This is a genomic window from Alistipes senegalensis JC50, from assembly GCF_025145645.1.
GTDB lineage: Bacteria > Bacteroidota > Bacteroidia > Bacteroidales > Rikenellaceae > Alistipes > Alistipes senegalensis.
Genome location: NZ_CP102252.1, coordinates 1,392,487 through 1,404,724 on the forward strand (window position 1 = coordinate 1,392,487; position 12,238 = coordinate 1,404,724).

Here is a 12,238-nt window from a genome sequence, read left to right on the forward strand (position 1 = left end):
TAAACCGATAAACTTACGATGATGAAAAAAATCAGCATATTCCTGTTCGCAGCGGCGGCCCTGCTGGGTGCCGGCTGCGACGACAGCTCCGACACGGACAAGGTGATTCCCGTTTCGGCGATCGCACTCGACACGTCGCTGAGCGGCGGCATCTCGCTGGTCGTCGGCCAGACGGCCGACATCACCGGCAAAGTGACGGTACGCCCCGAAAACGCCACGGACAAGACCGAGACCTACGAGTCGTCGGACCCGGAGACCGTTTCGGTCGATGACGCCGGCGTCGTGAAGGCCGTGAAGCCGGGCCTGGCGATGGTCACGATCAGCGTGGGCGGCAAGCACTCGCACTTCGAAGTGGAGGTCCGGGAGCAGCGGATTTCCGTCGAATCGGTCACGCTGCCTGCCGAACTGGCCGACGGCGTAACGCTGAAACTCGGCGCGACGCTCGACATCGCCGGCAAGGCGACGATCACCCCTTCGAACGCCACGGACAAGACCGAAAGCTACAATTCGTCGAACCCGATGATCGCGTCGGTCACCGAAGAGGGCATCGTATCGGCCATCGCCGTCGGCGAAGCGACGATCACGATCTCCGTCGATGGCCAATCGGCCCAGTTCACCCTCACGGTCGAGAAGATCGCCGTGGAGTCGGTAACGCTGCCCGAAGAGCTGGCCAAGGGCGTCACGCTGAACAAAGGCGAAACGCTCGACATCGCCGGCAAGGCGACCGTCAAACCCGAGAATGCCTCGGACCGCACCGAAAGCTACGATTCATCGGATAAGGCCGTCGCCACGGTCAGCGCCGAAGGTCTCGTAACGGCGCTCGCAGTCGGCACGACGACGATTTCCGTCACGATCGACGGGGTTTCGGCCTCGTTCGAACTGACCGTCGCCGAAGAGGCTCAGGTGGACATCGAGACCATTACGATTACCGACGGCCGCTGGAACAACTCGCTGGGAACGGCGAGCGTCGAGCTCAAGAACGGAACGGCGACCTACGATCTCTATTCGCGCCTAGTCATCACCCCCAAGAATCAGAACGAGGGCGTGGCGTATCAGATCGTCAACAAGGACGGCGAATTTATCGACATCGACGAAAACGGTCTGATCACCTGCAAGAAGGTGGGTACGGCCACGGTGGTCGTTACGGCGAAGAACCACAAAAATCTGGCCGAGGGCAATACCAAGAAGGTGATCTTCACCTTGAACATTACCGATTCGAACGACCTCGACCGCACCGGCTGGAGCATGTCGGCATCGGGAGCGATCAAGGGTACCGACGGCAGCGCCACGGCTGCGCTCGACGAGGTATTCGGCACGAGTTCGTTCCCGACTGCGAGCGCATCGATTCCGGCTTCCGATGCAACGATCTTCGGTCTGGACCGTCCCGGCAAGAATGGCGCCGGCGACACGATCTGGTTCGTGGTCGATATGCAGCAGCCAAGGAGTGTAAACTACTTCCGCATCATGCACCAGGGCGTACGCAACGCCGACCGCGGTTGCCGTTGGAATGGTTTCACGCTCATCGAAGGCAGCAACGACAATTCGGAGTGGACGCCGATTGCCGAAAATGTAAAACTGCCCGATATGAGTTACGAAAAGCAGCTCGACCCGAACGACGGCAGCACCACCCGCAATATCGACGATTATCGTACGACATCGAATGTAAAGTTCCCCTCGACAGTAAATTACCGCTACCTGCGGTTTGTCGGCAAGGCAGCCAACTTTACGGGAAATAACGGCACCTGTCAGATCGCGGAACTTTACCTCGGCCTCGACGAATAAACTTTCCGGCTCCGGCGGCAGCACAGTCCGCCGCCGGAGTCCGGAATCTTCAACCGAAAAAACGACTTTCAAATTATGAAAAAAATAAGCATTTGTCTGTTTGCCGCGGCGGCCCTGCTGTGCGCCGGCTGTGAAGACGGCATACCCGAACCGGGAACGATGGAGGTTCCCGCAGAGAGCGTCGTGCTCGACGAGGAGCTGAGCGGCGGCCTCATCATGGAGGTCGGCGAAACGAGGGACGTTGCGCTGAAAGTGAAAGTGCTGCCCGAAAACGCCACCGATCTGGCGGAGCTCTTCTATTCCTCGAACGTCGAAGTGGCGACGGTCAGCCCCAAGGGCGTCATTACGGCCCAAAAAGCCGGCATCACCATGATTTCGATCTACGTGAGCGGCATCGAAACCTATTTCGCGGTGACGGTCGTCGATCAGATCCCGATCGACATCGAGTCGATCGTATTCTCCGCCCCGGCCATGAATGCCTACGCCGGAGTCGGTTACAACCTGCTGGTCTCGGTCGAGCCGTTGGACCAGAACGAAGGCGTGATCTTCTCGTCCTCCGATCCGGAAACAGCATCGGTGAACGCCGAAACCGGCCGCATGATCTGCCACCGAAGCGGCAGCGTCACCATCACGGCCGCCGCCAGAAACCACCCCGAGGTCAAGGCGTCGATCGAGGTCACGGTCACCGAGTTCTACGGCGACTGGGACCGCAGCAAATGGTCGATGAGCTTCTCGCACGGCTGGAAAGCCGACAACGCCATCGGAAGCAGCGCGACGGCCGCCATCGACGGCAACGCGAGCACGACGCTGTCGATGGACCGTCCGGGCAGAAACGGCCTTTCCGCCGACGACGTGATCTGGTTCCAGATCGACCGCGGCGAGAATCCGGGCAAGGTCAACTACCTGCGTATCCACCACCGTCCGGAGGGAGGCGGCAACAAGAACATTCTGGTCCGCTGGTTCGGCTTCAACCGCATCGAGGGCAGCAACGACGGCACGAACTTCGAGGTCATCGCCGAACGGGTCGAACTGACTCCCGATCCGAACGTCTACGAGAACCTGCAAACGGACAACGTTCCGATCCCGGAGAACGACTACCGTTATCTGCGGTTCAGCGGTTGGAACGATGTCAAGCAGGCGTCTCCGAATCTGGGCTTCTACTGCGCCCGCGGAGTGGAATACGGAGGCATCAACCCGGGCAATACCATCCAGATCAACGAAATCTATCTCGGACGCGCACAGGAATAGGCCGTCGGGTAGCGTAATCGAAAAGGCCCGAAGATTTCTCCTTCGGGCCTTTTCCCACTTTCAAAATTCAGACAACGATGATACGAAAAACCCTCTTGACCTTAGCCTTGCTGTGGATGCAGGCCGCGGCGCTGCAAGCGCAGGTCGCGCTGACCGAACGGGCCTCCGCACGCACGGACTTCGAACTGGTCGCCGCGGATTCCGGTGCGGCCATCTGCTACGACGCCGGGGACGCCGCGGTCGTGGAAACCGCCGCCGGATTGTTCGCCGCGGATGTCGCCCGCGTGACGGGCCGCGAAATCCCGGTCGTCGCCGGGCAGGAGCTCCCTGCGAAGACGCGCTGCGCCGTGATCGTCGGAACGATCGGTCAGAGCCGCTGGATCGACGAACTGACCGCGGCGAAAAAAATCGACGTTTCGGCCATCGAAGGCGGCTGGGAACGCTATGCGATCCGGCTGGTCGAGCGTCCGGGCCACGGCGTGCGCAAAGCGCTGGTCATCGCCGGCAGCGACCGCCGCGGCACGGCCTACGGATTGCTTTCGGTGTCGCGCGCCATCGGCGTAAGCCCGTGGTACTGGTGGGCCGACGCCCCCGTGCGGCACCGCAATCGGCTGACGCTGCGCGTCGGGGATTTCACGTCGGAAAGCCCCTCGGTGAAATACCGCGGCATCTTCATCAACGACGAGGACTGGGGCCTCTACCGCTGGGCGAAGGAGAACTTCGAAAAGGAGCTGGGCAACATCGGCCCGAAGACCTACGAGAAGGTGTGCGAGCTGCTGCTCCGCCTGCAAGCGAACTACCTGGCCCCGGCGATGCACGACGCGACGACGGCCTTCTACAAGATTCCCGAAAACATGCGGATCGCCGACCGCTACGCCATCGCCGTCGGCTCGTCGCACTGCGAGCCGCTGGGGCTGAACACCGCCAGCGAATGGGATTCGAAGACGATGGGCGAATGGGACTACGTGAACAACCGCGCCGGAGTGGACCGGGTGCTGAAAGAGCGCGTCGAGACCTCGGCGCCCTATGAGAACGTCTACACGCTGGCCCTGCGGGGTCTGCACGACCGGGCGATGGCCGGCAGCGAGGATCTCGACGCACGGAAGGCCACCATGCAGGAGGCTCTGCTGTCACAGCGGCAGATCCTGACAGAGGTGCTGGGCAAACCCGCGGAGGAGATTCCGCAGGCGTTCACGCCCTACAAGGAGGTGCTCGACGTTTACAACCGGGGGCTGGAACTCCCCGACGACGTGACGATCATCTGGCCCGACGACAACTACGGCTACATGAAACGCCTGAGCAGCCCCGCGGAGCAGAAACGCTCCGGACGTTCGGGCGTCTACTACCACTCGTCCTACCTGGGCCGTCCGCACGACTACCTGTGGATGAACACCACCTCGCCGACGCTGATGTACGAGGAGCTGCGCAAAGCCTACGATTCGACGGCCGACCGCATATGGCTGCTGAACGCCGGCGACATCAAGTCGTGCGAATTCGCGGTCGATTTCTTCCTGGCGATGGCCTGGGACATCGACTCGTTCGACTTCCGGCGCGCCGCGGACTACCGCGCCGAGTGGATGAGCGGCCTGCTGGGCCGGGAGTATTTCGACCGTTTCCGGGAGATTTCCGACACCTTCTACCACCTCGCATTCGTCCGCAAGCCCGAGTTCATGGGCTGGGGCTACCAATGGGCCACGGACAAGCACGGCAAGGAGCGGAACACGGACACCGACTTCTCGTTCGCCAATTACCGCGAGGCCGACCGCCGTCTCGAAGCCTACGCCCGGATCGCCGGGCAGACCGAAGCGCTGATGGACCGGATGCCCGAAGCGAACCGGGCGTGCTTCTATCAGGTGCTCTACTACCCGGTGAAGGCGTGCGAACTGCTGAACCGGATGGTGCTCCGCGGACAGCAGAACCGCCGCTACGCCACGCAGCAGCGTGCCGCGACCGACGCGCTGGCCGCCGAAAGCCGCATGTGTCACGACAGCCTGCGGATCATCACGGCGGGCTACAATGCCCTGCTCGGCGGCAAGTGGAACCACGTGATGACGATGAACCAGGGATTCGCCGCCTCCTATTTCCAGCTGCCCGAGCTGCGGAGCGCACAGCTCGCACCCGGCGCCGTACTGGAGGTCGAGGCCGAAAACGAGGATGTGATGAAAGGGCTGCGCAGCTTCCACATGCTCCCGACGTTCGACACGTTCCTGCGCCGTTCCCATTTCGTGGACGTTTACAACAAGGGCCGCGAGCCGCTGCAATGGAGCGCCTCCGCCAGCGACGAGTGGATCGTGCTGAGCCGCACGGCCGGCACGACGCGCACCGAAGAGCGGATCGAAGTGTCGGTGGACTGGACGAAAGTTCCCGTCGGAGACGAGGTTTCGGGCTGTCTGACGATCGCCGCCGCGAACGGGGAGAGCCGCCGCGTGCTGGTTTCGGTGTTCAACCCGGTCTCCCCCGCCCGCGAAGAGCTGCAAGGGGTGTATGTACAGCACAACGGATACATTTCGATCCCGGCGGCGGATTTCCACCGCAAGCGCGAGAACGACGCGATCCGCATCCGCCCGGTTCCGAACCTCGGCGTCGAGAACGCGGCGCTCCAGCTGGGCGATCCGACGATGCCGAAGCAGAACACCCGACGGCGCGAAGTGCCCTGCGTGGAATACGATTTCTACACGTTCGAGCAGGGTTCCGTAGACGTTTACACCTATGTACTGCCGACCTTCGTGATCAGCGCCGACCGGGGATACGCCGGACACGAGGCGACGAATCTGGAAACCCAGTACGGAGTCTGCATCGACGAAGGTCCGGTGATGAACCCCTCGACCTCGTCGATCGAATACGCGCAGACCTGGTACGAAAGCGTGCTGCGGAACTGCCGCGTGAACAAAACGACGCTCCACATCGGCAAGCCCGGCAGACACACGCTGAAAATCCTGTGCGGCGACGCCGGCACGGTGCTTCAAAAGATCGTGCTGGATTTCGGCGGCATGCAACGCTCCTACCAGGGGCCGCCGCCCACCCGCGCCGAGGTGCAATGAAAAAAGGAACGATCCGAACAAGGGATCGTTCCTTTTTTTCAGGACGGCAGGAAACGTCACTCCGGACATCCGGGAACGGGGTCCCCGGGCGTCGTGACGGCCGGATCGTAAACGGCGACCCCGACCCGCGAATCGGCACAGCCGTAATAGAGATACCACCGGGACCTGAAATAGACCAGCCCCTCGATGAAGACCGTCCCGTCCTTGTACTGCCCGCTCTTCTCGAAGTCGTCCACCGGACGGAAGAACGGCACGTCGAGGCGTCCGATCACTTTCCCGGGCTCTTTCGCGTCGAACAGGATCTGCCCGGCGGAATAGGTGCGTGCCGGATAACGTTTGTCCCGCCCCTCGCCGAGCCGGTTCTGGCCGTTGTAAAGCAGCAGAATGCCCTTGTCGGTCAGCAGCGCCGGAGGGCCGCACTCGGTCAGGGCGCTGTCGAAATAACCCTCGCGCGGATAGACCACCCCTTTCAGATTCCCGTCCGCACCCAGTTCCGGAGTCCAGTCGATCAGGTTGTCCGACGTGGCGATGTTGACCATCCGTTCGCCCCAGTACATCATATACTTTCCGTTCACGCGCGCGATGACCAGCCGGTCGCCGTCGAGCTTCGTCACGATCGACCCCGATTTGCTCTTCAGGTCGCGAAAACGCCCTCCGTAAGCCTTGGCGAATGCCGGGCCGTGCTTCGTCCATGTCACCAGATCGCGCGACGTGGCCACGCTGAGCCGCGGAATGCGGCGGTTCCACGAGGTGTAGAGCATCACATAGGTTCCGTCTTCGGTGACGGCCACGCGGGGGTCTTCGCAACCGCCCGGCCAGTCGCACTCCTTCATCGCGTCCTCGGCCGGAAAGAGCACCGGAGCATCCCCGAGGCGCATCGTCACGCCGTCCGCGCTCCGGGCCAGCCCGATCCGCGACGTGCGCTTGCCGATACCGGTGGCCGAATTGTCCTCGGCGCGGAAGAGCACGCAGATCTCCCCGTCCCGGACGGTCGCGGCCGGATTGAACGTGTCGCTCTCCATCCATCCGACCGAATCCCTGCGCATCGGGCAATAGAACCGGACCTGCGAATCGGGCCGAATGACGGGATTGGCGCCCGCAGGCCGGACGAAGCCGCCCAGCGCCCATTCCGGCAGCCGGTTTTCAGTTGTCCCGGGCTCCGCAGCCGAAGCGCGGCCCGCACCGCCGCCAACGAAAACAAGAAGCCCGGAGGCCGTCAGCAACATTCTGAATAGTCTTTTCATGAAATCTGTTTTTAAGTTCTGTTCCCGGGTCGGTTTCCGCACGTCCGCGCGGTTTTCCCCGAGGTTTCCGCCGGATCGTCCGTCGCCGGCAGATTCGGTACAAGATACGAAAAAACGAGCGGAAATAAAAGGACTCACCTCCGGAAAATTCCTTCGGAAAATCGAATATCCGGCCCTTCGGCGCATTTTGAACATTTCGTCCACCTCTTTTGGGCAATTTTTGAAATCCGCACAATCGGAGAATAACTATCTTGCAATCGCAAAACGACCGAAACACCGCCTATGAAAAAACCGATCCTATTGACCGCTCTCGAAGCTGCGGCCTGTGCGGCGCCCGCAGCAGCCCGGGAACAACCCAACATCCTGGTCATTCTCGCCGATGACATGGGGTATTCCGACATCGGCTGCTACGGAGGTCTGATACGTACGCCCAATCTCGACAGCCTCGCAGCACACGGGCTGCGCTACACCCAGTTCTACAACACGGCCCGGAGCTGCCCCTCCCGGGCAAGCCTGCTGACCGGCCTGCATCCCCACCAGACCGGCATCGGGCACATGGCCAAAAAACAACACGGCGAAGAGGGGTATCGCGGAGATCTGAACGACCGCTGCGTGACGATAGCCGAGGTTCTGCGCACGGCCGGGTATGCGACCTACGCCGTGGGCAAATGGCATGTAACCAACCAGCTTTCGCCCTCCGGCGCGAAGGACAACTGGCCGTTGCAGCGCGGATTCGACCACTTTTACGGAACCATCATGGGCGGCGGCAGCTATTACGATCCGGCGACGCTCTGCCGGGGCAACGACTACATCACTCCGGAAAACGATCCGGCCTACCGTCCCGAAACGTTCTATTACACCGACGCCATTGCCGACAACGCCCTGCAATTTCTCGCCACGCACCACGACCGGCAGGCCGGAAAGCCGTTTTTCATGTATATGGCCTTCACGGCAGCCCATTGGCCGATGCAGGTTCCGGAAGAAGAGGCCGCCTCTTATCACGGCGTCTTCGACAAGGGCTGGGACGAACTCAGGCGCGAGAAATACCACCGGATGCGGCAGTCAGGGCTGCTCGACCCGTCCTGGGCGCTTTCAACCGACGAAACGGTGGTTCCGTGGCGCACGGTGCAGAACAAGGATTTCGAAATCCGCTGCATGGAAGTTTATGCCGGAATCGTATCGCGCATGGACCGCAATATCGGCCGCGTGGTCGAATGGCTCCGCCGGCAGGGAATGCTGGACAATACGATCATCCTCTTCCTTCAAGACAACGGCGGCTGCGCCGAGGGCATGGAGCGGCAGCGTCCCCCGTTCAAGGTCCGCGTCCCCCAGGACGAAACCCTCGCCCCGATGGCTCCCGACGAACTCCAAACCCTCCTGATCCCCTTCAAAACCCGCGACGGGCGTCCGATGCGCCGCGGACAGGTCGAGGCCGGCGGCGCCGACACCTACGTAGCCTACGGCAAAGGCTGGGCGCACCTGAGCGACACCCCGTTCCGCGAATACAAACACTGGGTGCACGAGGGAGGCATCGCCACGCCCCTGATCGTCCACTGGCCCGCCGGCATTACGGCCCGGGGCGAGCTGCGCAAAACGCCGGGACAGCTCCCGGACATCATGGCCACCTGCGTCGATCTCGCCGGGGCGCATTATCCCGAAAGTTACGGGGACAAACCGATAACGCCTTGCGAAGGCACGAGTCTCGCCGGATCGTTCGAGGACGATACGATGCCGGAACGGGATCTGTTCTGGGAACACGAGGGAAACCGGGCCGTCAGATCGGGCCGCTGGAAACTGGTCTACAAGGCATCGAAGGGTCGCAAACAGGACATTCCGCTTTCGGCATGGGAACTCTACGACCTGAAAACCGATCGGACCGAATGTCGGGACATCGCAGCCGAACGTCCCCGACTGGTTCTGGAACTCGCCCGCAAATGGGAAGCATTCGCAGAGCGCTGTCAAGTGAAACCGTGGCCGACCACGAGTAAAACACCCGCTAAAAAACAAACACTCAAAATATCCGAACATGAATAACCGCACACTGCTCACCGGACTGCTGGGCGTCAGCACCGCTGCATCAGCCGCAGCCCAAACGCCCGCCAAAGTCAAAGCGCCCCAAACGCGCCCCAACATCATAATCATCTACACCGATGACATGGGCATCGGCGACCTCTCATGCACCAACACGGGATGGATCGAAACGCCGGCCATCGACCGTCTGGCATCCCAGGGGCTGGTGATGAACAATTATTATTCGGCGGCGCCGGTCAGTTCGCCGTCGCGCGTGGGTCTCACAACGGGAATGTTCCCGATGGAATGGGGCATCAACACATACCTTCAGGCCCGCAAGGGCAATGCCGCCTGCGAGCAGGCCGACTATCTCTCAGCCGACGCGCCTTCGATGGCCCGCATCCTCCACGACGCAGGATACGCCACCGGACACTTCGGCAAATGGCACATGGGAGGCGGACGCGACGTGACGGATGCACCGCAGATCACCCGCTACGGATTCGACGAATATTGCTCGACCTGGGAGAGCCCCGATCCCGCACCCGAACTGACCGCCTCGAACTGGATATGGTGCAAAAAAGACGACGTAAAACGATGGGAACGAACCGGTTACTTCATCGACAAGACGCTCGACTTTCTGGTGCGCCATCAGGGAACGCCCTGCTTCGTGAACCTCTGGCCCGACGACATGCACACGCCCTGGGTTCCCGACGAAGAGTCGCAGGACCACAACAACACGTGGGGATCGCGTCCCAACTTCACGGAGGTGCTGGCGGAATACGACCGTCAGATCGGACGTTTTCTCACCCGCCTGGACGAACTGGGGCTGAGCGACAACACCATCGTCATTTTCACGTCGGACAACGGTCCGGCGCCGAGTTTCCGCCAGCTCCGCACCAACGGTCTGCGCGGCATCAAAAACAGCCTTTACGAAGGCGGCATCCGCATGCCCTTCATCATCCGCTGGCCGGGCGTCATCACGCCGGGCAAGGTGGACGACGAGACCGTCGTCTGCGCCGTGGATCTGCTGCCCTCGCTTTGCGCCATCGCCCGGGCTCCCCTGCCGAAAGACTACCGATCGAGCGGAGAGGATATGAGCAAGGCCCTGTTGGGGACAGCTTCGGCCCGCAAGGGTGATCTGATGTGGGATTTCGGCCGCAACGCATCGTTCAACTTCCCGCGGGACGCCTATCACCGCAGCCCTTCGCTGGCGATCCGCCGCGGCGACTGGAAACTGCTCGTCAACCCCGACGGAACGAATGCGGAGCTGTACGACCTGTCGAAAGACGCCAACGAGACGCAAAACCTCGCCGCAGAGCATCCCGGCCTTACGGAAGAACTTTCGAAGAGCCTCCTCGCCTGGTGGGAGCGCCGCCCCCGCATCAACATTCAAAAAGAAGTGAAATGATACCCACAGGAAAAATCGGGCTCGGGACCTCGCTGGCCCTGCTCTCGGGCGGCATCGCACAAGCCGCAAAACCCGCAACCGGCACAACCCCGAAAAAACCGAATATCGTACTGGTCATCGCCGATGACTGCCGGTTCCTCGATTTAGGCTGCTACGGCAGCCCCGATGCCATCACCCCCAACATCGACCGGCTGGCCGCCGAAGGAGTGCGTTTCACCCGGTTCTTCCAGGCCACAGCCATGAGTTCGGCGACGCGCCACTGCCTGCTCACGGGACTTTACCCCGTTCGTTCAGGCGCATACCCCAACCACACCCGGCTCAACGACGGTGTCGGCACGCTCCCTCAGTACCTCAAGCAAGCGGGCTACCGCGTCGCGCTGGAAGGAAAACGGCACATCGCTCCCATCGAAGCCTTTCCGTTCGAATACCTCTCGAACGAACAGCAGCGCACCGTCTATCCCGAACTGATCGAACCGTTTCTGGCCGACGTGGCCCGTTCGGGCGAGCCGTTCTTCCTCTACGTCGGTTCGACCGAACCCCACGACCCCTGGAACAAAGGCGACCAGAGCCTTTGGAATCCCGACGACCTCACGCTGCCCTGCAACCTGGTGGATACGCCCGCCACGCGCAAGCAGTTCCGCAACTACCTTGCGGAGATCAACGAACTGGACAACCAGGTCGGTGCGGTCGATGCGTTGTTGCACAAGTACGGCCTCGACGAAAACACGATCTTCATCTTCACCAGCGAACAAGGCTATTCGTTCCCGTTCGGCAAGTGGACCTGCTACGACGAAGGTCTGCATACGGGGTTCGTCATCCGCTGGCCCGGGACGGTGAAGCCCGGAAGGGTCACGGACGCCATGTGCGAATATGTCGATGTGACCCCGACGCTGGTGGACATCGCCGGCGGAAAGATCCCCGAAGGACTCGACGGCAGGAGTTTTCTGCCCGTCATCAAGGGCGAAACCGATTCGTTCAAAAACGAGGTATACGGCATCCAGACCAGCCGCGGAATCTTCTTCGGACCGGAGTATTACGCCATCCGTTCGATTCGCAACGAACGCTACGCCTACATCATGAACCTCACGCCCGAGGCCACATTCAAATGTATGTCCACGAATCCCAAGAAAGGCTGGTGGATGTCGTGGAAGGAGAAGGCCGCCACCGACGAATTCGCCCGGCGACAGGTCGAACGCTATCAGAAACGGCCGGCCGAAGAGCTCTACGACATCGTAAACGACCCGTTCCAGACCCGGAACCTCGCCGACGACCCGCAATACGCCGGCGAAAAGGCCCGGATGCGCGCCAAACTCCTGCAATGGATGGAGAGCCAGGGAGACAAAGGCCAGCAAACGGAGATGGAGGCATTGGAACACATGGTCAAACACCGTTAAAATCAGAACTGTCTCTACTCGGCCCGCGACGAACCGCACCTGCTATACGGTGAACCTGCATCAGCGATAGCCGATCCGGTCGGAAAGAGGAAACCGGATCGGCCCGGCAAC

The 12,238-nt window shown here is 61.5% G+C and carries 7 protein-coding genes; 6 read left to right on the forward strand and 1 reads right to left on the reverse strand.

The genetic code is table 11. The features are described 5' to 3' along the window. Positions 1-21 precede the first annotated feature (21 nt). From NQ519_RS05405 to NQ519_RS05415, 3 genes are all read left to right on the forward strand, one after another. Positions 22-1,782 (forward strand): Ig-like domain-containing protein, encoded by a 1,761-nt coding sequence (locus tag NQ519_RS05405; RefSeq protein WP_026076804.1) that lies wholly within the window; start codon positions 22-24, stop codon positions 1,780-1,782. 75 nt (positions 1,783-1,857) lie between these two features. Beyond that, a complete protein-coding gene (locus NQ519_RS05410; RefSeq protein ID WP_019152182.1) occupies positions 1,858-3,030 on the forward strand; it encodes an Ig-like domain-containing protein in 1,173 nt (390 codons plus the stop codon). 77 nt (positions 3,031-3,107) lie between these two features. Continuing rightward, positions 3,108-6,071, forward strand: a complete 2,964-nt coding sequence (locus tag NQ519_RS05415) for a glycosyl hydrolase 115 family protein (protein ID WP_227901008.1) — start codon at positions 3,108-3,110, stop codon at positions 6,069-6,071. Between the two features lie 56 nt (positions 6,072-6,127). Here NQ519_RS05415 and NQ519_RS05420 read toward each other — a convergent pair whose 3' ends face one another. Beyond that, complete coding sequence (locus NQ519_RS05420; RefSeq protein ID WP_019152180.1) at positions 6,128-7,297, reverse strand: glycoside hydrolase family 130 protein; 1,170 nt, start codon at positions 7,295-7,297, stop codon at positions 6,128-6,130. A gap of 300 nt (positions 7,298-7,597) precedes the next feature. Here NQ519_RS05420 and NQ519_RS05425 point away from each other — a divergent pair, with 300 nt between their 5' ends. From NQ519_RS05425 to NQ519_RS05435, 3 genes are read left to right on the forward strand one after another with little or no spacing between them, the layout of a single operon-like run. Further along, complete coding sequence (locus tag NQ519_RS05425) at positions 7,598-9,349, forward strand: arylsulfatase (RefSeq protein ID WP_019152179.1); 1,752 nt, start codon at positions 7,598-7,600, stop codon at positions 9,347-9,349. Then, positions 9,342-10,733: a sulfatase family protein gene (locus tag NQ519_RS05430; protein WP_019152178.1), complete on the forward strand. Its 1,392-nt coding sequence runs from the start codon at positions 9,342-9,344 to the stop codon at positions 10,731-10,733. The genes NQ519_RS05425 and NQ519_RS05430 overlap by 8 nt, the downstream gene beginning before the upstream one ends. Then, a complete protein-coding gene (locus NQ519_RS05435; RefSeq protein WP_019152177.1) occupies positions 10,730-12,127 on the forward strand; it encodes a sulfatase family protein in 1,398 nt (465 codons plus the stop codon). Before NQ519_RS05430 ends, NQ519_RS05435 begins: the two co-directional genes overlap by 4 nt. The last annotated feature ends 111 nt before the right edge of the window (positions 12,128-12,238 follow it).

Bases quoted from the DNA above. Each gene is read 5' to 3' on its own strand.
- NQ519_RS05405 (WP_026076804.1), top strand. From the start codon at position 22: ATGAAAAAAATCAGCATATTCCTGTTCGCAGCGGCGGCCCTGCTGGGT.
- NQ519_RS05410 (WP_019152182.1), top strand. From the start codon at position 1,858: ATGAAAAAAATAAGCATTTGTCTGTTTGCCGCGGCGGCCCTGCTGTGC.
- NQ519_RS05415 (WP_227901008.1), top strand. From the start codon at position 3,108: ATGATACGAAAAACCCTCTTGACCTTAGCCTTGCTGTGGATGCAGGCC.
- NQ519_RS05420 (WP_019152180.1), bottom strand. From the start codon at position 7,297: ATGTTGCTGACGGCCTCCGGGCTTCTTGTTTTCGTTGGCGGCGGTGCG.
- NQ519_RS05425 (WP_019152179.1), top strand. From the start codon at position 7,598: ATGAAAAAACCGATCCTATTGACCGCTCTCGAAGCTGCGGCCTGTGCG.
- NQ519_RS05430 (WP_019152178.1), top strand. From the start codon at position 9,342: ATGAATAACCGCACACTGCTCACCGGACTGCTGGGCGTCAGCACCGCT.
- NQ519_RS05435 (WP_019152177.1), top strand. From the start codon at position 10,730: ATGATACCCACAGGAAAAATCGGGCTCGGGACCTCGCTGGCCCTGCTC.